At 55.4% G+C, this 19,772-nt stretch carries 18 protein-coding genes; 6 read left to right on the plus strand and 12 right to left on the minus strand.

Features of this window, described 5'->3' with window-relative positions:
• Positions 1 to 86: 86 nt before the first annotated feature.
• Both dusA and EGY08_RS13170 read right to left on the minus strand, forming a co-directional pair.
• Positions 87 to 1,085 (minus strand): tRNA dihydrouridine(20/20a) synthase DusA, encoded by a 999-nt coding sequence (dusA, locus tag EGY08_RS13165; protein ID WP_123828569.1) that lies wholly within the window; start codon positions 1,083 to 1,085, stop codon positions 87 to 89.
• Positions 1,086 to 1,189: 104 nt separating this feature from the next.
• Entirely contained in the window at positions 1,190 to 1,678 is a 489-nt protein-coding gene (locus EGY08_RS13170) for a cupin domain-containing protein (RefSeq protein WP_004127806.1), read from the minus strand.
• Between the two features lie 192 nt (positions 1,679 to 1,870).
• Here EGY08_RS13170 and zur point away from each other — a divergent pair, with 192 nt between their 5' ends.
• Complete coding sequence (gene zur, locus EGY08_RS13175; protein ID WP_004127803.1) at positions 1,871 to 2,386, plus strand: zinc uptake transcriptional repressor Zur; 516 nt, start codon at positions 1,871 to 1,873, stop codon at positions 2,384 to 2,386.
• 214 nt (positions 2,387 to 2,600) lie between these two features.
• Here the strand turns inward: zur and EGY08_RS13180 are convergent, their stop codons facing one another.
• The 4 genes from EGY08_RS13180 to EGY08_RS13195 all read right to left on the minus strand — a co-directional run bounded on the left by EGY08_RS13180 (position 2,601) and on the right by EGY08_RS13195 (position 5,435).
• A complete protein-coding gene (locus tag EGY08_RS13180; RefSeq protein WP_004137568.1) occupies positions 2,601 to 2,810 on the minus strand; it encodes a CsbD family protein in 210 nt (69 codons plus the stop codon).
• Positions 2,811 to 2,946: 136 nt separating this feature from the next.
• The gene (gene dinF, locus EGY08_RS13185; RefSeq protein WP_123828570.1) at positions 2,947 to 4,263 is read right to left on the minus strand and encodes an MATE family efflux transporter DinF; all 1,317 of its coding nucleotides are present in this window, start codon (positions 4,261 to 4,263) and stop codon (positions 2,947 to 2,949) included.
• Between the two features lie 72 nt (positions 4,264 to 4,335).
• Entirely contained in the window at positions 4,336 to 4,944 is a 609-nt protein-coding gene (lexA, locus tag EGY08_RS13190; RefSeq protein WP_004097774.1) for a transcriptional repressor LexA, read from the minus strand.
• Positions 4,945 to 5,066: 122 nt separating this feature from the next.
• Positions 5,067 to 5,435, minus strand: a complete 369-nt coding sequence (locus EGY08_RS13195) for a diacylglycerol kinase (RefSeq protein WP_004127797.1) — start codon at positions 5,433 to 5,435, stop codon at positions 5,067 to 5,069.
• A 129-nt stretch (positions 5,436 to 5,564) separates the two neighbouring features.
• Between EGY08_RS13195 and plsB the strand changes: the two genes are divergently transcribed.
• The gene (gene plsB, locus EGY08_RS13200; RefSeq protein WP_004127795.1) at positions 5,565 to 7,988 is read left to right on the plus strand and encodes a glycerol-3-phosphate 1-O-acyltransferase PlsB; all 2,424 of its coding nucleotides are present in this window, start codon (positions 5,565 to 5,567) and stop codon (positions 7,986 to 7,988) included.
• Positions 7,989 to 8,079: 91 nt separating this feature from the next.
• On the opposite strand, the gene ubiA is transcribed toward plsB, so the two are convergent.
• The 5 genes from ubiA to malK form a co-directional block, all read right to left on the minus strand.
• A complete protein-coding gene (gene ubiA / locus EGY08_RS13205; protein ID WP_004127792.1) occupies positions 8,080 to 8,949 on the minus strand; it encodes a 4-hydroxybenzoate octaprenyltransferase in 870 nt (289 codons plus the stop codon).
• A 12-nt stretch (positions 8,950 to 8,961) separates the two neighbouring features.
• Positions 8,962 to 9,459 (minus strand): chorismate lyase, encoded by a 498-nt coding sequence (ubiC, locus tag EGY08_RS13210; protein WP_014227537.1) that lies wholly within the window; start codon positions 9,457 to 9,459, stop codon positions 8,962 to 8,964.
• Positions 9,460 to 9,647: 188 nt separating this feature from the next.
• Positions 9,648 to 10,580: a maltose operon protein MalM gene (gene malM / locus EGY08_RS13215; RefSeq protein WP_004097766.1), complete on the minus strand. Its 933-nt coding sequence runs from the start codon at positions 10,578 to 10,580 to the stop codon at positions 9,648 to 9,650.
• A gap of 107 nt (positions 10,581 to 10,687) precedes the next feature.
• Positions 10,688 to 11,974, minus strand: a complete 1,287-nt coding sequence (locus tag EGY08_RS13220; RefSeq protein ID WP_004097765.1) for a maltoporin — start codon at positions 11,972 to 11,974, stop codon at positions 10,688 to 10,690.
• Between the two features lie 172 nt (positions 11,975 to 12,146).
• On the minus strand, positions 12,147 to 13,256 hold the full coding sequence (malK, locus tag EGY08_RS13225) for a maltose/maltodextrin ABC transporter ATP-binding protein MalK (protein ID WP_004097762.1): 1,110 nt from the start codon (positions 13,254 to 13,256) through the stop codon (positions 12,147 to 12,149).
• A gap of 370 nt (positions 13,257 to 13,626) precedes the next feature.
• On the opposite strand from malK, the gene malE reads away from it, so the two are divergent.
• The 3 genes from malE (at position 13,627) to malG (ending at position 17,453) form a co-directional block, all read left to right on the plus strand.
• A complete protein-coding gene (malE, locus tag EGY08_RS13235; RefSeq protein WP_123828571.1) occupies positions 13,627 to 14,817 on the plus strand; it encodes a maltose/maltodextrin ABC transporter substrate-binding protein MalE in 1,191 nt (396 codons plus the stop codon).
• Positions 14,818 to 15,003: 186 nt separating this feature from the next.
• Positions 15,004 to 16,548: a maltose ABC transporter permease MalF gene (gene malF, locus EGY08_RS13240; RefSeq protein ID WP_004109570.1), complete on the plus strand. Its 1,545-nt coding sequence runs from the start codon at positions 15,004 to 15,006 to the stop codon at positions 16,546 to 16,548.
• A 14-nt stretch (positions 16,549 to 16,562) separates the two neighbouring features.
• Positions 16,563 to 17,453 (plus strand): maltose ABC transporter permease MalG, encoded by an 891-nt coding sequence (gene malG / locus EGY08_RS13245; protein ID WP_004097756.1) that lies wholly within the window; start codon positions 16,563 to 16,565, stop codon positions 17,451 to 17,453.
• 191 nt (positions 17,454 to 17,644) lie between these two features.
• On the opposite strand, the gene psiE is transcribed toward malG, so the two are convergent.
• Entirely contained in the window at positions 17,645 to 18,055 is a 411-nt protein-coding gene (psiE, locus tag EGY08_RS13250; protein ID WP_004097754.1) for a phosphate-starvation-inducible protein PsiE, read from the minus strand.
• Between the two features lie 377 nt (positions 18,056 to 18,432).
• On the opposite strand from psiE, the gene EGY08_RS13255 reads away from it, so the two are divergent.
• The gene (locus EGY08_RS13255) at positions 18,433 to 19,710 is read left to right on the plus strand and encodes a serine dehydratase subunit alpha family protein (protein ID WP_123828572.1); all 1,278 of its coding nucleotides are present in this window, start codon (positions 18,433 to 18,435) and stop codon (positions 19,708 to 19,710) included.
• Positions 19,711 to 19,772 lie beyond the last annotated feature (62 nt).

A 19,772-nucleotide genomic window follows, 5' to 3' on the forward strand; every position in this document is an offset into this window, starting at 1 on the left:
CCAAATATAAGCTATTGAATAAAAACAAAAACGCCCAACACGAAACGTGCAGGGCGTGGTGAATTTGACCAAGTTTTAGCGAAAAACTAACGCTTATCGGCAACCAGCTTCAGCGCCTGTTCCAACACGTTGATATCCGCCCCGGCTTTATGCGCATTTTCGCTCAGATAGCGACGCCACTGGCGCGCGCCAGGTATCCCCTGAAACAGCCCCAGCATATGACGCGTCACATGTCCGAGATAAGTCCCGTTGCTAAGCTCGCGCTCGATGTAGGGATACATCGCCCGGACCACGGAGACCGGATCGGCATCGACGCCTTCCACGCCGAAAATCTCCCGATCCACCGAGGCCAGAATGCCCGGATTCTGATAAGCCTCGCGGCCGACCATCACGCCGTCCATATGCGCAAGATGCAGCTTTGCCTCTTCCAGCGACTTAATGCCGCCGTTAATCGCCATGGTCAGATGCGGGAAATCACGTTTAAGCTGGTAGACGCGCGGATAATCCAGCGGCGGGATCTCGCGGTTTTCCTTTGGACTCAGACCTGAAAGCCAGGCTTTGCGCGCGTGGATGATAAACATCTCGCATTCGCCTTTCCCGGATACCGTTTCGATAAAATCACACAGAAACGCGTAGCTGTCCTGGTCATCAATGCCGATACGGGTTTTTACCGTGACCGGGATCGACACGACGTCGCGCATCGCTTTAATGCAGTCGGCAACCAGCTGCGCATTCCCCATCAGGCAAGCGCCAAACATACCGTTCTGCACGCGATCTGACGGGCAGCCGACGTTGAGGTTAATTTCATCGTAGCCGCGCGCCTGCGCCAGCTTCGCGCAGTGCGCCAGCGCAGCCGGATCGCTGCCGCCGAGCTGCAGGGCGACCGGATGTTCTTCTTCGCTGTAGGCCAGATAATCGCCCTTGCCGTGAATAATCGCACCGGTGGTCACCATTTCGGTATACAGCAGCGTATGGCGCGACAGCTGACGCAGAAAATAACGGCAGTGTCTATCGGTCCAGTCGAGCATCGGCGCGATGGAAAAACGGTGAGCGGCGAAAGCAGTAGGCGTTGATTCTGACATCATGGCGAATAAATAAGCATCCGGGTAAAAAGGGGCGCTACTATAGCATAAAGATAAACCACTGACGCATAGCGTCAGCGCTCACCTTTTTTATCCCGCAATAAACGCTATATTTTCCGCGGCTTCCCGTCGTGAGGGCCAAAAAACTGCGGCGGATGGTCAACCCAGCGATCCTGACGCGTGGCGGCATAGCCTGGGTTCAGCGGGTAGTAGATGCGATTGAATTTCTTGTTTGCCTCGCCAACGACTAACAGCCGCACCTCCTGCTCGGTGTTATTGAGGAAGGTATGGCAAATGCCGGTTCCAGCAGGAAAACCGACGCTATCCCCCGGCTCCAACTTCCAGAGGTAGCCGTTAATCCACACCTCAGGATAGCCGTCCAGCACGTAGATGAACTCTTCTTCATCGCTTTCCGCATGCGGGTAGGAGGTACGACGCCCGGGCGGCAGACGTTCATGGTGGATCCCCAGACGATTCAGTCGCAGGCCGCGCGCCAGCGGCGCGCCGATGGAGAAAAGCTCAGTACTGTCGGGATAGGTGGAATCATCCGCACCTTCCAGTTCACGCCAGTGTCGTATGCAATCAGGTCGTTTCATCGTTTTCTCCCGAAAATGAGATGCTTCAGGTATAGCATAAGGCGGCAAGATAGCGCGCCCCGAGAGCGCATGACCGGGGCGACCAACGCACATGTCACATGAAGTGTGACGGCTATATCCCGCCGGGTCTCGGCGTTTTACCGGTATCGTGATAAAGTAACAGTTTCAGATTCACGCAACCAGAGGACGCTCATGGATAAGACCACTTCGCAACAAATGTTAGCGCATGCTGAAAAGCTGTGCGCGCAGCGTGGCGTGCGCCTGACCCCGCAGCGCCTCGAAGTATTGCGTTTGATGAGCCTACAGCAAGGGGCAATCAGCGCCTACGATCTGCTCGATCTCCTTCGTGATAAAGAACCTCAGGCGAAACCGCCAACGGTATACCGGGCGCTGGAGTTTTTACTGGAGCAAGGGTTCGTACATAAGGTGGAATCCACCAATAGCTACGTACTGTGTCACCTTTTCGATCAGCCTACCCACAGCTCGGCGATGTTTATCTGCGACCGCTGCGGTGGCGTCAAAGAAGAGTGTGCGGAAGGCGTCGAAGATATTATGCATACGCTGGCGGCAAGAATGGGATTCGCCCTGCGCCACAACGTCATTGAGGCTCACGGCCTGTGCGCCGCCTGCGTCGAGGTTGAGTCCTGCAGTACGCCGGGCCATTGCCACCACGACCATACCATTCAGATCAAAAAGAAAGCCCGCTGAGGCGGTAGCCGCAGCGGGAATCAAGGGTGTATACCCGTCATACTTCAAGTTGCATGTGCGTTGGCTTTGGTACTCGGCTCATCCATGAGCTTCGCCCTTCGGGGACAGCGCAAGCGCTGTTCAAAGCACGAGTGCCTTGTCCTGCAACTCGCATTATTTAGGGTATAAATCGTTAGGGCAGACAATAGTAAGGGGTTAAAACACGGCGTTTTCGCTACCAGCGATAGTCGTTTTTAGTTTCCCAGTCGGTCACTTCTTTCTCTGCCTGGTCTTTTGCGTAACCGTAACGTTCCTGAATTCTGCCCACCAGCTGGTCGCGTTTGCCTTCAATGACGGTCATGTCATCGTCGGTCAGCTTGCCCCATTTTTCTTTCGCTTTACCTTTGAACTGTTTCCAGTTACCGCCGATTTCGTCTTTATTCATCATGCATTCCTCATCGTTCGGTGATCGTTCGGTGAATGAACAGCCCGCTGTGTGCCGGACATGACTTAACTATAGATGAGTATTCTGAGTAAGATTTATTATTCGGAATCTTTAACCATCAGATGAGCCAAAGGCATTACGAAAACCAGGTTCCGCGCTGCCAGTGGCGCCGCCAGATAACCGCCAGGGAAGCGCCGCGCAGGGCGAGAAATATCGTCAGCGCCAGCCACAGCCCGTGGTTACCGAGCACCGGTACGGTAAACAGCGTCAGGGCAAACCCTGCTGCTGCGACCGCCATGCTGTTGCGCATCTCCGCGCCGCGCGTCGCGCCGATAAACATGCCGTCCAGCAGGTAACACCAGACGCCGATGACCGGCAGGATCATCTGCCAGACCAGATAGCGGTCGGCCAACTGCTGCAGCGAAGGCAGCGAGGTCAGCAACGCGATAATCTGTTCACCGGCAAGGCCGTAAATCAGCGCAAACCCCAGCGCCACCATCCCCGACTGGCGGCAGGCCGCATGCCAGACCGCAAGCAGCTGGCTGTCGTCGCGCGCGCCGTAGGCCTGCCCGGAGTGCGCCTCAACGGCATAGGCAAAACCGTCCAGCGCATAGGCGGTAAAGGTCAGCATCGTCATGAGGACCGCATTGACCGCGACGACATCGGCGCCGAGGCGGGCGCCAAATACCGTCACCGCCCCGAAGCAGAGCTGTAGCAGCAGCGAGCGCAGCATGATGTCGCGATTCAGCGCCAGCAGGCGGCGTATATCGCCGCGCCAGGCATTTTTCAGCATCGACAGGGAAACGCCGCGCAGCGCCAGCACGCGTCTCGCCATCAGCAGACCAATAAAGAAAGTGACGTATTCTGCGGTGACCGTCGCCAGTGCAGCCCCCTGCACGTTCATATGCAGGCCCATCACCAGCCATAAATCGAGCACAATGTTGAGGACGTTGCCGACCACCAGCAGGATCACCGGCGCTCTGGCGTACTGCACGCCCAGCAGCCAGCCCAGCAGGACCAGGTTCGCCAGCGAGGCCGGTGCGCTTAGCCAGCGGATCTCAAGGAAACGCCTGGCCTGTTCAAGCACGGCTTCGCTGCCGCCCACAATGTGCAGCGCCAGGTTTATCAACGGGATCCTGAAAAGCACAATCGCCAGCCCGGCGGCCAGCGCCAGGCCCAGCGGCTGCACCAGCGCGCGCGCCAGCCGCTGCGGATCCCTGGCACCAAACGCCTGTGCCGTTAGCCCGGTGGTACTCATGCGCAGGAAAAGGAGCAGCATAAAGAGGAAGCTGGTCGCCGTTGCGCCAACCGCCACGCCGCCCAGATAAACCGGGCTGTCGAGATGGCCAATAACGGCGGTATCCACCAGCCCCAGCAGCGGAACGGTGATATTGGAGAAGATCATGGGCAGCGCTAAGCGCCACAGGGCTTTGTCGGCGGCGTTAAAAAGCATGGAGAAAGCGCCTAAATGAGGAAAAACGACGCAGCATCATGCTTCAGATGATGATGCCGCGAGATGAAGAGATTATTGCCAGTTGCCGTTGCGGATAACGCCGACGGCCAGGCCTTCAATAGTAAAACTTTGTTCGCGAAGGTCGACCACAATCGGCGAGAATTCGCTGTTTTCCGGCAGCAGTTCCACGACGTTACCCTGTTTTTTCAGACGCTTCACGGTCACTTCTTCGTCGATGCGCGCCACAACTACCTGACCATTGCGCACATCCTGCGTTTTATGGACGGCCAGCAGGTCGCCATCAAGAATACCGATGTCTTTCATCGACATACCGCTAACGCGCAGCAGAAAATCAGCATTCGGCTTAAACATAGCCGGATCGACCTGATAGTGACCTTCGATATGCTGCTGGGCCAGCAGCGGCTCACCTGCCGCGACGCGGCCGATAAGCGGCAGACCGGTTTCTTCTTCCGTCAGCAGACGAATTCCGCGGGAGGCGCCGGAAACGATCTCGATTGCGCCTTTACGCGCCAGCGCTTTCAGGTGCTCTTCCGCCGCGTTTGGGGAGCGAAACCCCAAGCGCTGAGCAATCTCCGCACGCGTCGGCGGCATGCCCGTCTGGCTGATATGATCCCGAATGAGATCAAACACCTCTTGCTGCCTGGTCGTTAACGCTTTCATTCCGCCCCCTGGGTGTATATACAGTTATGCTGTGAGTATATACAGCTAACGGTGATTTTGGAACCACATTTCACACAAAAATCAGGAGTTTCTTTCCGTTTTGCGAGCAGCTACGACAAGACTTAGCGGTAGTTCGCCCACAGCAGCGTTCCCCATGCGATCAGCGCGATGATAATCGCCAGCAGAACTGCCGCCGATCCCATATCTTTCGCTCGCCCCGAAAGCTCATGATGTTCGGGACCGATACGGTCAACCACCGCCTCAATCGCGCTATTGATAATTTCAACTATCATCACTAGCAGGACCGAGCTAATGAGCAGCACCCGCGTGATAGCATCGACGTCCAACCAGCAGGCGATCGCCACGGCAATGACGGCCGCGATGCCTTCCTGACGAAATGCGGCCTCATTGACCCACGCCGCACGGAATCCTTTCCAGGAATACCCGGCAGCTTTAATAATTCGGGTTAACCCAGTGGTATTATTGGCCATCAAACAAACCTTTTTATGTAAATGACGTCAATGAGTGTACGCGTTTGCCGCGTTACAACGGAAATTTTGCGCACTTTCTGTTATTCTTGCGGCGCATTTGCATGATTAACCAGAGGCTTCACATCGTCTATGTCTGGCTGGCAACGAATTTACTATAAATTACTGAATTTACCATTAAGGGCGCTGGTAAAAAGCAAGTCGATTCCGGCGCAACCTGCGCAGGAATTAGGCCTGGATACCTCGCGTCCTATTATGTACGTCCTGCCCTACAATTCGAAGGCGGACCTGCTGACGCTGCGCGCGCAATGTCTGGAACATGAGTTACCGGACCCGCTGGAGCCGCTCGAGATCGACGGCGCCCTGCTTCCGCGCTACGTATTTATCCACGGCGGGCCGCGCGTGTTCACCTATTACACGCCGAAAGAAGAGTCTATCAAGCTCTTTCACGACTATCTGGATTTGCACCGCAATCATCCCGATCTTGACGTGCAGATGGTGCCGGTTTCGGTGATGTTCGGTCGCGCGCCGGGGCGTGAAAAAGGCGAGGTTAACCCGCCGCTGCGTATGCTCAACGGCATTCAAAAATTCTTCGCCGTTCTGTGGCTGGGCCGCGATAGCTTCGTCCGTTTCTCGCCTTCGGTCTCGCTGCGTAAGATGGCGGACGAACACGGTACCGATAAAACCATCGCCCAGAAGCTGGCCCGCGTGGCGCGCATGCACTTCGCCCGTCAGCGTCTGGCGGCGGTCGGCCCGCGCCTCCCCGCGCGCCAGGATCTGTTTAATAAACTGCTGGCGTCGAAAGCCATTGCCCGTGCGGTAGAAGACGAAGCGCGCAGCAAGAAGATTTCTCATGAAAAGGCGCAGCAAAACGCTATCGCTCTGATGGAAGAGATCGCGGCAAACTTCTCCTACGAGATGATTCGCCTGACAGACCGCGTGCTGGGCTTTACCTGGAACCGGTTGTATCAGGGCATCAACGTCCATAACGCCGAGCGTGTCCGTCAGCTGGCGCACGAAGGCCACGAGATAGTCTACGTCCCATGCCACCGCAGCCATATGGACTATCTGCTGCTCTCTTACGTCATTTATCATCAGGGCCTGGTGCCGCCGCATATCGCTGCCGGCATCAACCTGAACTTCTGGCCCGCCGGGCCGATCTTCCGTCGCGGCGGCGCGTTCTTTATTCGTCGCACGTTCAAGGGCAATAAGCTCTACTCAACCGTATTTCGCGAATATCTTGGCGAGCTGTTCAGCCGCGGCTATTCGGTGGAGTACTTCGTGGAGGGCGGGCGTTCACGTACTGGTCGTCTGCTGGATCCGAAAACCGGCACCCTGTCGATGACCATCCAGGCAATGCTGCGCGGCGGTAATCGCCCTATCACCCTGGTGCCGATTTACATCGGCTACGAGCACGTGATGGAGGTCGGCACCTACGCCAAAGAGCTGCGCGGCGCGACAAAAGAGAAAGAGAGTCTGCCGCAGATGCTGCGCGGCTTGAGCAAGCTGCGCAATCTCGGCCAGGGCTACGTTAACTTCGGCGAACCGCTGCCGCTGATGACCTATCTGAACCAGCATGTGCCGGACTGGCGCGAGTCTATCGACCCTATCGAAGCGGTCCGTCCTTCCTGGCTGACGCCGACGGTGAATAACATCGCCTCGGATCTGATGGTACGCATCAACAATGCCGGCGCGGCTAACGCCATGAACCTGTGCTGTACCGCGCTGCTGGCATCGCGTCAACGCTCACTGACCCGCGAGCAGCTCACCGAGCAGCTGGAGTGCTATCTCGCCCTGCTGCGCAACGTGCCATATTCAGCGGATGCGACCACGCCTGCGGCCTCAGCCAGCGAGCTTATCGACCACGCGCTGCAGATGAACAAGTTCGAAGTCGAGAAAGACACCATTGGCGATATCATCATTCTGCCGCGCGAGCAGGCCGTCCTGATGACTTATTACCGCAACAACATCGCCCATATGCTGGTGATGCCGTCGCTGTTAGCCGCCATCGTCACTCAGCATCGTCGCATTACCCGCGCCGAAATTCTGCGTCACGTTGAGATGTTCTATCCGTTCCTCAAGGCCGAGCTATTCCTGCGTTGGGAAAAAGCGGAGCTGGCGGGCGTCGTCGATGCGCTGATCGCCGAGATGCAGCGTCAGGGTCTGATCGCCCTGAACAACGATGAGGTGAGCGTTAATCCGTCTCACGCCCGTTCTCTGCAGCTGCTGGCCGCAGGCGCGCGCGAAACGCTGCAGCGCTACGCCATTACCTTCTGGCTGCTGAGCGCTAACCCGTCAATCAACCGCAGTTCGCTGGAGAAAGAGAGCCGCACCGTGGCGCAGCGCCTGTCCGTTCTGCACGGCATCAACGCGCCGGAGTTCTTCGATAAGGCGGTGTTCAGCACGCTGGTGCTGACCCTGCGCGACGAAGGCTATATCAGCGATACCGGGGACGCCGAGCCGGAAGAGACGTTGAAGATCTACCGCATGCTGGCGGATCTGATTACTTCGGATGTGCGGTTAACGATTGAAAGCGTTACCCAGGATGAAGCGTAACGTTTAAAGAGATGTCCCGGCTTGCGCCGGGCTACCGGCCCATGCGGTTTTGTAGCCCGGCTAAGGCGTTTATGCCGCAAGCCGGGAAGAACTACTGCATATATCCCATCGCCAGACCAAGAAACAGCACCAGCCCAACGTAGTTATTGTTCATAAACGCCTTAAAGCAGGCATCGCGTTCGCGTTTAAATATTAGCTTCTGCTGCCAGGCGAACAGCGCCGCGGCGATAAACAACGACCAGTAATACTCCCAGCCCAGCCCGCTCAGCCAGCCTACCGCCGCCATCAGGGCCAGCACCGCCACCTGTAAAATGCCGATGATTAAGCGATCGTTGTCGCCAAAGAGAATCGCCGTCGATTTAATACCGATTTTGACGTCATCATCACGATCGACCATCGCATACTGGGTATCGTAGGCCACCGCCCACAGGATATTGGCGAGGAACATCAGCCAGCAGCTCAGCGGCAGCGATTCGCTGACCGCCGAAAAGGCCATCGGGATCGACCAGCCGAACGCCGCGCCCAGTACTACCTGCGGCAGGTGGGTATAGCGCTTCATAAACGGATATACCCATGCCAGCGCCAGCGCCGCTACCGACAGCAAAATGGTCATGGTGTTCAGGGTCAACACCAGCAGGAACGAAAGCAGCACCAGCACGACAAACAGCGTCCGCGCCTCCTTTTCGCTCACGTCGCCGCTCGGCAACGGGCGGTGGGCCGTCCGTTTGACGTGGCCGTCAAACTTGCGATCGGCATAATCGTTGACCACGCAGCCTGCGGCGCGCATCAGCCAGACGCCGGCGACGAAAACGGCGAGGATCCATAGCGGCGGTATCCCCGGCGTCGCCACCCACAGCGCCCACAGCGTCGGCCACAGCAGCAGCAGCGCGCCAATCGGTTTGTCAGTACGCATCAGGCGGTGAAACGCCAGCAGCTTGTTCTGCGTCAGACTCCACTCCATTTCATTTTCCTCTTAATACAACGGCGATGCAGGCAAAAACAGTTCCGTCAGCAGCAGCGGTTTGCCGCTCAACCGGAGACGGGAACGACGTCCCCACAGCTCTGCATGACGACCAATTTCAATAAAATCGCGGGTTAGCGTCGATGACGTGAAGAGATAGCGGCCCAACGGCGTTTGCCCCAGCTGTTGCAGCGCCAGTTCGGGGCCGCTCAGCGTTGATTCGGGCACTATCGTGCGCCCGGCCAGCCAGGGTTCACCGTTGGCGCAAAGAATGATTTCCCGCAGCCAGTAGCGGGGTTCGCTCGGTAACAGGGGCGCCTCACCGGCCAGCGCGTCGCGTCCAACAAAACCTTCGTTAACCATGATGACGCTGACTTTCTTCCCCTGCTGCTCAAAGCGTTTGGTCATTGAGTCTTCCAGCAATAACCAGTCGCGCAGATGCGCATCCAGCGGGGGCATAGCGGCAAAATAATGCAGCGCACGCAGTTGCGTAAGCGCAGGATGTGGCATGCCTGAATCTCCGGTACATAACGTGAAGGTATTGTATCGCAGAATGGGGCATCGGGGGCGGGCAAACGTCAATATACGATCATCCGCGCAACAGCCGTGCAACAGAGGCTGCGGCGCGCTAAAAAAAAGTGCGCCCTGACGGACGCACCTAAAGGCTGTGCCTAAACATCAGCATTGCGGGGAGACGGTCACCCCTTGCCTTTTACACTGCTGATAAAGGTGGAACGAGCAGATTTCGAGCCAAGACGTTCAGCTTCGTTCATCAATTTCAGGGCTTTATCGATATCGCCTTTCGCAACCGCCTGCTTAATGCCGTTGTTGAAATAGGTTTCGGTGTCATCAAGCATCGGTTCGCTTTTCGCCGCCGGAGCCGGGGCCGGCGCGACAACCGGCGCGCTATAGGCAGGAGCAGCGGTATTACCGACGGTAACGGGCCCCGGACCTGACGAACCAAACAACGGGCCAACCAGCACGCTGGAGCCGGTAGAGGTTTTCACCTTCAGGCTAATGGTGCCGTCTGTAACGTGTTTCGCGATGGGATCCGGAATATCCGGCACCGCATTGCCGGTACCTTTGGCGTAAGCCTTCGCCGGATCGATTAATTTAGTGGTCTGCTGCAAATCCTGCGGCGTGGTAAAAACCAGCACATAAATTTTCTGCTGTCCCAGCGCCGGAGTCAGGCGCATTACGCCTTCCAGACGATCTGAACTCATCACTCCCGGTTCAAGATAAGTGAAGTAGCTGCTGGGGAAAAACGCGGATGGCGTCATATTTTGGTCAAGAATCAGCACGTTCGGCGCATATACCGCAGTTTGTTTTTCCACTTCGCTGGTTAACGTAATATTGAGCTCGCCAATATTCGCCGGAACGCTGTATGCGGCGACCGGGCCGCTGATACCGGGGACACTGAGCGTCTGTCCGGCCACGGCGAGCTTTGTCGTCTGCGTTTTGGATTGATCGACCGGAGTCCAGGTCAACTGCTGCAACGCGGAGGCCGGAATCGACGGCGCGGCAGAGGTGTTCTGCGGCACGAAATTAACATCAGCAAAACTGACTGCGGGTACGCAGGCCATCAGGCCGACGGACAGGCAGAGGGCAACGAGACTTTTCTTCATTTTCATTGTTATCACCTCAATTCCGATGGCCGAGCGGTAGCCAGGCAATAGCGCGCTGGGCCTAAGATAGAGGGGCTTGCGCCCCTCTTTTAGTTACGAACGGTCAGGCTCAATTACCACCAGATTTCCATCTGGGCACCGAAGGTCCACTCGTCGCTATCGCCACGGCTAAAGGTTTTAGCGCTGGTGTCGTTGTACGCTACGCCGCTATCGTTATAGCCCCATTTCTCATCCCATTTAGCGTACGTTGCGAATACGCGGATTGCCGGACGGGACCAGATGCTGTCACCAGCCTGCCACTGCTGTGCCAGAGTCACTTTATACTGGCTGTTACGATCGCTGGTGCGTTGAGATTTGACGTTGTCGTAGCCGATTTCCATCAGGGTGCTCATGATAGGCGTCCACTTGTACATTGGACGAACGCCGACGGTCCACCACTGGGTACCATTGTTGTTGTCGCGGTCGATATCCTGGTACATACCGACGTACATCAGATCCCAGCTATCGCCCAGAGAGATCGCACCGTGGTCCAACACGCGCCACATAGATCCATCGTTATTAATGCTGCCACCTTGCGGAACGCCTTTACCGCTGGAAGTCATAGAGTCAGTTGCATACTGCAGAACAAATTTGTTAAAGCCTTTCAGCATGCTCTGAGTATGCTCAGCGGTAAGCATCCAGCCGTCTTTGGAAGCGCCCGGCTGCAGAGAATAATCATCAGGGATGTTAGTGTGGCCGTAGTCAACGCCCAGTTCCAGCGTACCGCCCGGGTTAGTTTCCAGACCGGCCAAACGCACGTCGAATACATCGTTCGGCACGATATTGTCATAGACGCGATTACCGAACTCGTCGCGATCGGCGAAGGTGCCGGAGCCGCCGGATTCAGAAGAACGCGTTGCTGCCAGAGAGAGTTTACCGAAGCCCAGATCGATGTTTTCAATACCCGCACCAGGACCAGAAATATCCCAGTAGTAGAAGTCGATCATATGAACGTCATGACGCTGGTAGAAGCGCTTACCGGCCCAGATGGTGGAACCTGGCAACCATTCGATCAGGTTTTTACCCTGCACGTTAGCTTCACGGAATGCCGGACTGGTGGATTCCCAGTCGTTCTGCTGTGACACAGAGTAGGCGACGTTGGTATCGAAGTAGAAGCTCTTATCACCTTCTTTCCATACTTCCTGGCCCAGCTTCAGTTCCGCATAGGTTTCACATTCGTTACCCAGACGGTATTTACTTTGAGCGCCGGTTGCCTGGAAGCACTGTTGCTCACCGCCGCTGCCGGTCCAGCCGATACCAGAACGGGCATAACCGTGGAAATCAACGGCCAGCGCCTGAGCAGACATAACGCCTGCCGCAACGGCGACCGCCAGTGGAAGTTTGCGCAGAGTAATCATCATTCTATCTCCTGAGATCATTGCTTTTCTTTGAACACTTCACCCTTCGGGCTGCCTCTTTGTTGGCTGCGCTCACTCACCCTGGTCACGTACTTTTGTACGCTCCCAGGGATTCATTCCCTTGCCGCCTCGATGCAGCGCGAATGGTTTTGTGTTTTTTTTTTAGTTAGAAGCCCTACACGCCCGGCTCTTTATGCAGCCGACGACAAGCGGTGCCATCCTCACGGAATAAATGGCAGCGCTCCGGCGGCAAACCGATGGCGAATGTGGCTCCCTCTTCTACCAGCACCACGTCGTTCTGGCGGTAAACCAGGTTTTGACGGATGGATGGGATCTGGATATGAATTTGCGTTTCGTGGCCGAGCTGTTCGACCACCTGAACTTCACCTTCAAGGGTGACGTCGGCGATATCGCTGGGCAGCAGATGTTCCGGGCGAATACCTAAAGACATATTGGCGCCGACCTGAACGCGGGCGCTGTCCACCGGCAGCCAGACCTGCTGACGGTTCGGTAGCTCCACCTGCACCTGCTCAATGGCGGTAGCGGTGACTTTGACCGGCAGGAAGTTCATCTTCGGCGAGCCGATAAAGCCCGCGACGAAGCGATCCGCCGGGTAGTGATAGAGTTCGAGAGGCTTGCCGACCTGCGCGACGCGACCGGCGTCCAGCACCACAATCTTGTCGGCGAGGGTCATCGCTTCGACCTGGTCGTGGGTCACGTAAATCATTGTGCGGCCAAGACGCTTATGCAGACGGGAAATCTCAATACGCATCTGTACGCGCAGCGCGGCATCGAGGTTAGAGAGCGGTTCATCCAGCAGGAAAACGCGCGGTTCAGCCACCAGGGTACGACCAATCGCCACGCGCTGGCGCTGACCGCCGGAAAGCGCTTTCGGTTTACGCTCCAGCAGGTGAGCCAGCTGCAGCACTTCCGCCACCTGAGTCACGCGTTGGTTAATCAGCTCTTTTTTGGCGCCGGCCAGCTTCAGGCCAAAAGACATGTTTTCCGCGACGGAAAGATGGGGGTAAAGTGCATAAGACTGAAACACCATCCCGATACCGCGCTCGGCGGGCGGAACATCATTCATTCGGGTATCGCCAATCAGCAGATCGCCGCTGGTCACCGTTTCCAGCCCGGCAATCATACGCAGCAGGGTGGATTTGCCGCAGCCTGATGGCCCAACAAACACGACGAACTCCCCATCCTGGATCTCGAGATTGATATCTTTTGATACCACCACGTCACCCCAGGCTTTCGTTACATTTCGCAGCTGTACGCTCGCCATGCCCTTCTCCCTTCGTTACAACCTGTCACTTAACGACACATTCAAGATGGGCTGACTATGCGGCATTCATTAGTCTGGTAAATCCTCCACCCCCCGGCTTTTTCATGGGGGAGGAGACGGGAGGATGAGAGATGACGTCTCGCCGCTGGGGGGGGCGGGCCGATACCCATTTCGTGATGCAGCCTGCAAAATTGGCCTCCTTTTTATGTGCTCCAGGACTCATAACCGGCATTTCTGCTATGGAGATCACACAATCGGGGGATGGGGCGTAGACATGGGGAGGATGGAAAGAGGTTGTTAAAAAAGGAAACTCATCACCGTTAAGCCACTCAAGTGTATCCACGAGCACATCACCAAATAGGACGGGTATATGAAAATCAAAACTGGCGCTCGCATCCTCGCGCTGTCTGCATTGACCACGATGATGTTTTCCGCCTCTACCCTCGCAAAAATCGAAGAAGGTAAGCTGGTTATCTGGATTAACGGCGACAAAGGCTACAACGGCCTCGCTGAAGTGGGTAAAAAGTTTGAAAAAGACACCGGCATTAAAGTATCCGTAGAACATCCGGATAAGCTGGAGGAGAAATTCCCGCAGGTTGCTGCGACCGGCGACGGCCCTGACATCATTTTCTGGGCCCACGACCGTTTTGGCGGCTACGCCCAGTCCGGCCTGTTGGCGGAAATCACCCCGGACAAAGCTTTCCAGGACAAACTCTATCCGTTCACCTGGGACGCGGTTCGCTATAACGGCAAGCTGATTGCCTACCCGGTTGCCGTCGAAGCGCTGTCGCTGATCTATAACAAAGACCTGGTGCCAAATCCGCCGAAAACCTGGGAAGAGATCCCGGCGCTGGATAAAGAACTGAAGGCGAAAGGTAAGAGCGCGCTGATGTTCAACCTGCAAGAACCGTACTTCACCTGGCCGCTGATTGCCGCCGACGGCGGTTATGCGTTCAAGTTTGAAAACGGCAAGTACGACGTGAAAGACGTAGGCGTGGATAGCGCTGGCGCGAAAGCAGGCCTGACCTTCCTGGTCGACCTTATTAAGAACAAGCATATGAACGCCGACACCGACTACTCCATCGCGGAAGCGGCATTCAACAAAGGCGAAACCGCGATGACCATCAACGGTCCGTGGGCGTGGTCTAACATCGATAAGAGCAAGGTTAACTACGGCGTTACCCTGCTGCCGACCTTCAAAGGCAACCCGTCTAAACCGTTCGTTGGCGTACTGAGCGCCGGTATTAACGCCGCCAGCCCGAACAAAGAACTGGCGAAAGAGTTCCTCGAAAACTACCTGATGACCGATCAGGGCCTGGATGAAGTGAACAAGGACAAACCGCTGGGCGCGGTCGCGCTGAAATCCTTCCAGGAAAAACTGGAAAAAGATCCGCGTATCGCCGCCACCATGGCTAACGCCAAGAATGGTGAAATCATGCCGAATATTCCGCAGATGTCCGCCTTCTGGTATGCCGTTCGTACCGCAGTGATCAACGCCGCTAGCGGTCGCCAGACCGTTGAAGAGGCGCTGAAAGACGCACAGGCTCGTATCACCAAGTAATACGGTTTCCCTTATTTCTTAGGGAATAAGGTTTGTTGAATACGTTGTTACACGAAATCATTCGCGCTACATCGAGGCGGCAAGGATGCAAATCCCCAGGCGCTTACATCAGTAAGTAACTGGGGTACGCATCCGCAGCCAACAAAGAGGTAGCGCGAAGGATAAAGTGTAAAGAGGATGATCCCCATGGATGTCGTGAAAAAGAAACACTGGTGGCAAAGCCCGCAGCTCACATGGTCTGTGATCGGCTTGCTGTGCCTGCTGGTGGGTTACCTTGTTGTTTTGATGTACGCCCAGGGGGAGTACCTGTTTGCCATCATGACGCTGATTTTGAGCTCGGTTGGCCTGTATATTTTTTCCAATCGCAAAGCCTACGCCTGGCGCTATGTGTATCCGGGTCTCGCCGGGATGGGGCTGTTCGTCCTGTTCCCGCTGATCTGCACGATCGCAATCGCTTTCACCAACTACAGCAGCACTAACCAACTGACCTTCGAACGCGCCCAACAGGTGCTGATGGACCGCTCCTTCCAGGCGGGTAAATCCTACAACTTCGCGCTCTATCCGGCGGGAGATGAATGGAAGCTGGCGCTGACCGACGGCGAAAGCGGCAAAAACTATCTTTCCGACGCCTTTAAATTCGGCGGCGAGCAGAAGCTGGCCTTAAAAGAGGCTGACGCCCTGCCGGAAGGCGAGCGCGCCACGCTGCGCGTGATTACGCAAAACCGTACCGCCCTGAACCAGCTGACCGCCGTGCTGCCGGATGAAAGCAAAGTCATCATGAGCTCCCTGCGTCAGTTCTCCGGTACTCAACCGCTGTACGCGCTGGCCAATGACGGTACGCTGACCAACAACCAGAGCGGCGTGAAATATCGTCCGAACGCCGAGGTCGGTTTCTATCAGGCGATCAACGCCGACGGCAGCTGGGGCAGCGAAAAGCTCAGCCCGGGCTACACCGTAACCATCGGCTGGGATAACTTCACCCGCGTGTTCCAGGATGAAGGGATCCAGAAACCGTTCTTCGCGATTTTCGTCTGGACGGTGGTGTTCTCCGTTCTGACCGTGATTCTCACCGTTGCGGTCGGCATGGTGCTCGCCTGTCTCGTCCAGTGGGAAGCCCTAAAGGGCAAAGCGATTTACCGCGTACTGCTGATTCTGCCATATGCCGTACCGTCATTTATCTCGATTCTGATTTTCAAAGGCTTGTTCAACCAGAGCTTTGGTGAGATCAACATGATGCTCAGCGCGCTGTTCGGCATCAAGCCGGCCTGGTTTAGCGACCCAACCACCGCGCGTACCATGATTATCATCGTCAACACCTGGCTGGGCTATCCGTACATGATGATCCTGTGCATGGGCCTGCTGAAAGCGATTCCTGACGATTTATATGAAGCCTCGGCAATGGATGGCGCTACGCCGTTCCAGAACTTCTTCAAAATTACGCTGCCGCTGCTGATCAAGCCGCTGACGCCGCTGATGATCGCCAGCTTCGCCTTTAACTTTAACAACTTCGTGCTGATTCAGCTGTTGACCAACGGCGGGCCGGACCGGCTCGGCACCACCACGCCGGCGGGCTACACCGACCTGCTGGTGAGCTATACCTACCGTATCGCCTTTGAAGGCGGCGGCGGTCAGGACTTCGGCCTCGCGGCGGCTATCGCCACGCTGATCTTCCTGCTGGTAGGCGCGCTGGCGATTGTTAACCTGAAAGCCACACGTATGAAGTTTGATTAAGGGAGATAACGATTATGGCTATGGTTCAACCCAAATCTCAGAAGCTGCGCCTGTTCACGACGCATCTCCTGCTGCTGATTTTTATCGCGGCGATTATGTTCCCGCTGCTGATGGTTATCGCTATCTCTCTGCGCGAAGGTAACTTCGCCACCGGTAGCCTGATCCCTGAAAGTATCTCCTGGGAGCACTGGCGGCTGGCGTTAGGTTTCAGTGTCGAACACGCTGACGGCCGCGTCACGCCGCCTCCCTTCCCGGTGCTGCTGTGGCTGTGGAACTCCATCAAGGTGGCCGGCATTACCGCTATTGGCATCGTCGCGCTCTCTACCACCTGCGCTTACGCTTTTGCCCGCATGCGCTTCCCAGGTAAAGCAACGCTGCTGAAAGGGATGCTGATTTTCCAGATGTTCCCCGCAGTGCTGTCGCTGGTCGCGCTGTATGCCCTGTTTGACCGTCTTGGCCAGTACGTGCCGTTCGTCGGCCTGAATACCCACGGCGGCGTCATCTTTGCCTATATGGGCGGTATCGCGCTGCACGTCTGGACGATTAAAGGTTACTTCGAAACCATCGACGGCTCGCTGGAAGAAGCGGCGGCGCTGGACGGCGCCACCCCATGGCAGGCTTTCCGCCTGGTGCTGCTCCCGCTGTCAGTGCCGATTCTGGCGGTGGTGTTTATTCTGTCGTTCATCGCTGCGATTACCGAAGTACCGGTGGCCTCCCTGCTGCTGCGCGATGTGAACAGCTATACCCTGGCGGTCGGAATGCAGCAGTATCTCAACCCGCAGAACTATCTGTGGGGCGACTTTGCCGCCGCGGCGGTGCTCTCCGCCATCCCGATTACCGTAGTGTTCCTGCTGGCCCAGCGCTGGTTGGTCAACGGCCTGACGGCTGGCGGAGTGAAAGGTTAATTTTTTTGTAACACCCGCCCCAAATTTCAGATGAGGGCCGGCGGTTTAGCGGCAATACACGTCCCCAACCGGGTATTGCCGCCGCCGCCCTCAGCTGAAAAAGTAAGGCAAATGCCACTGCAATCCTCAACTGGACCCTACATAAATTTAATTTGTGACTGTTGGTCAGCGGCCCTGGAGGCCGCTTTTTTTTATTCGCGTTTCAGGCGGTTGGAGTTACACAGCCAGAGCGTAATCACCAAAATCAGGATCGCCGCGGAGTAAATCAGTACCGCCATAGGCGACTCATGATCGATAATGATCAGGCGGACGATGGCGGTGATGCCGATATAGACAAAGTAGCGCAGCGGGAAGTGAAATCCCGACTCAAAGTACTTCACTATCAGCGCGATAAATTCGAAATAGAGGAAGTAGACCACCAGCCCTTCCACAAGCTTGTACTTACTGACAGGTTCAGGGGTGAACAGGACGTGCGCCAGATGCAACGTCTCTTTCCCGAGAAAAACGATCAGTATGACTCCCAGACACAATAGCCCGAGATTCAAAACGGTTTGCATGGCGGTTGCAATAAAACTCACCAACGGACGATAAACCGGCGGCATAGGTACACCTCATCATCATGATTTCCTGTGACCTGTATAACGCAAAAATGTGATCCAGATCTACATTTATGAGTCCCTTCTTGTTACTACATAGCTCTCGACTATCCGACGAAATACGTAAAAAAAGAAATTTTTACTTTCGGCGAGGCTGTGAGGCAGTTAACTAAATCCCTTTTTATGTTCAAAAAACAGAATATAAATACCTATCAAATCAGCTAATTAACCATAATAAGATCACAATTTTACAATATTTTAATAAGCGAATATTTTTCTCTTTCAGGCATAAATAACGGGGGTATTAGAGTAAGTTTTTTCTTAAGAATTGACATAGCATATTCGCAGATTAATAAGCCCTCGTTAGCGGATAGATATAAAATATGACTACTGAACACGCATCTCTATTTATAAACTGGCTGAAAAAAGAAGTTGCCCCGGCATTAGGCTGTACAGAGCCTGTCGCTATTTCTTTTACCGCGGCTTACGCCGCGAAACATTTGGATACTGCTTGTCAAAGTATTAGCGGTTTTATTTCCGCAAATCTGTATAAGAATGCAATGGGCGTAACTATTCCCGGAACATCCGTCAACGGCGTGGCGCTTGCGGCCGCAATTGGCGCATTTGGCGGCGACGCTGATAAGGGATTAAAAACACTGGAGGGGATTAGCGAACGGCATGTTGAACTAGCCCAAAAATTAATCGCCGATGGTCAGGTCAATATTAGCGTGCAAGACACCCCTGATTTTATTCATCTGGATCTGACGCTAACGGGCGGCGAAAAAAACTGTCGCGTGGTGGTCAAGGGCACGCATACCAATATCGTTGAGCTGTATATTAATGGCGAAGCGCAGGTGCTGGCGGACAAACAGAGTACGGTAACGCAGCAGGAAACATTAGCAACCTTTTCGCTTGCCGAGGCCTTTGATTTTATTAGCGAGGTCGAATTCGCCGACATCGCATTTATTCTCGAAGCCGCCCGGCTCAATTCGGCGCTGGCGGAGGAAGGTAAAAGCAAAAAATACGGTTTGAACATCAACGGCACCTTCTCTGATGCGGTAAAAAATGGCCTGCTCAGCAACGACCTGCTGAGTAAAGTCATCATCAATACCGTCGCCGCATCCGACGCGCGAATGGGCGGAGCCCCCGTCGTCGCGATGTCAAACTTTGGTTCCGGTAACCAGGGTATCGCCGCCACCATGCCGGTAGTGACGGTCGCGGAGCATCTTAACGCCGATGAAGAGACCCTCGCGCGGGCGCTGGCGCTCTCCCACCTGACCGCCATATCGATCCACTCCCGCTATACGCGTCTGTCCGCGCTATGCGCAGCGTCCACGGCAGCGATGGGCGCCGCGGCAGGTATGGCGTGGTTATTTACCCGTGACCTGCAAACAATTAATACCGCTATTATTAATATGATCAGCGATATTACCGGCATGATTTGCGATGGCGCCTCTAATAGCTGCGCAATGAAAGTATCGTCCGTGGTTTCCAGCGCCTTTAAGGCCGTACTGATGGCGATGAAAAATAGCTGCGCAGGCTCTAATGACGGCATTGTTTGCGCTGATGTAGAGCAGACCATTAATAATCTCTGCCGTCTGGTGATTAAGCCCATGGCCTATACCGATAAAGAAATCATCAATATTATGGTAGCAAAGTAATCATTAATTCGCGTTTTAATGTACCTTACACAAATAATTAATCTCCTGAATACAACAGGTAT

The organism is Klebsiella sp. FDAARGOS_511 (genome assembly GCF_003812845.1).
Classification (GTDB): domain Bacteria; phylum Pseudomonadota; class Gammaproteobacteria; order Enterobacterales; family Enterobacteriaceae; genus Klebsiella; species Klebsiella grimontii.

Bases quoted from the DNA above. Each gene is read 5' to 3' on its own strand.
- lexA (WP_004097774.1), bottom strand. From the start codon at position 4,944: ATGAAAGCGTTAACGACCAGGCAGCAAGAGGTGTTTGATCTCATTCGG.
- EGY08_RS13255 (WP_123828572.1), top strand. From the start codon at position 18,433: ATGACTACTGAACACGCATCTCTATTTATAAACTGGCTGAAAAAAGAA.
- malG (WP_004097756.1), top strand. From the start codon at position 16,563: ATGGCTATGGTTCAACCCAAATCTCAGAAGCTGCGCCTGTTCACGACG.
- psiE (WP_004097754.1), bottom strand. From the start codon at position 18,055: ATGCCGCCGGTTTATCGTCCGTTGGTGAGTTTTATTGCAACCGCCATG.
- EGY08_RS13195 (WP_004127797.1), bottom strand. From the start codon at position 5,435: ATGGCCAATAATACCACTGGGTTAACCCGAATTATTAAAGCTGCCGGG.
- malK (WP_004097762.1), bottom strand. From the start codon at position 13,256: ATGGCGAGCGTACAGCTGCGAAATGTAACGAAAGCCTGGGGTGACGTG.
- ubiA (WP_004127792.1), bottom strand. From the start codon at position 8,949: ATGGAGTGGAGTCTGACGCAGAACAAGCTGCTGGCGTTTCACCGCCTG.
- malM (WP_004097766.1), bottom strand. From the start codon at position 10,580: ATGAAAATGAAGAAAAGTCTCGTTGCCCTCTGCCTGTCCGTCGGCCTG.
- EGY08_RS13170 (WP_004127806.1), bottom strand. From the start codon at position 1,678: ATGAAACGACCTGATTGCATACGACACTGGCGTGAACTGGAAGGTGCG.
- dinF (WP_123828570.1), bottom strand. From the start codon at position 4,263: ATGCTTTTTAACGCCGCCGACAAAGCCCTGTGGCGCTTAGCGCTGCCC.
- dusA (WP_123828569.1), bottom strand. From the start codon at position 1,085: ATGATGTCAGAATCAACGCCTACTGCTTTCGCCGCTCACCGTTTTTCC.
- EGY08_RS13220 (WP_004097765.1), bottom strand. From the start codon at position 11,974: ATGATGATTACTCTGCGCAAACTTCCACTGGCGGTCGCCGTTGCGGCA.
- zur (WP_004127803.1), top strand. From the start codon at position 1,871: ATGGATAAGACCACTTCGCAACAAATGTTAGCGCATGCTGAAAAGCTG.
- plsB (WP_004127795.1), top strand. From the start codon at position 5,565: ATGTCTGGCTGGCAACGAATTTACTATAAATTACTGAATTTACCATTA.
- malE (WP_123828571.1), top strand. From the start codon at position 13,627: ATGAAAATCAAAACTGGCGCTCGCATCCTCGCGCTGTCTGCATTGACC.
- ubiC (WP_014227537.1), bottom strand. From the start codon at position 9,459: ATGCCACATCCTGCGCTTACGCAACTGCGTGCGCTGCATTATTTTGCC.
- EGY08_RS13180 (WP_004137568.1), bottom strand. From the start codon at position 2,810: ATGAATAAAGACGAAATCGGCGGTAACTGGAAACAGTTCAAAGGTAAA.
- malF (WP_004109570.1), top strand. From the start codon at position 15,004: ATGGATGTCGTGAAAAAGAAACACTGGTGGCAAAGCCCGCAGCTCACA.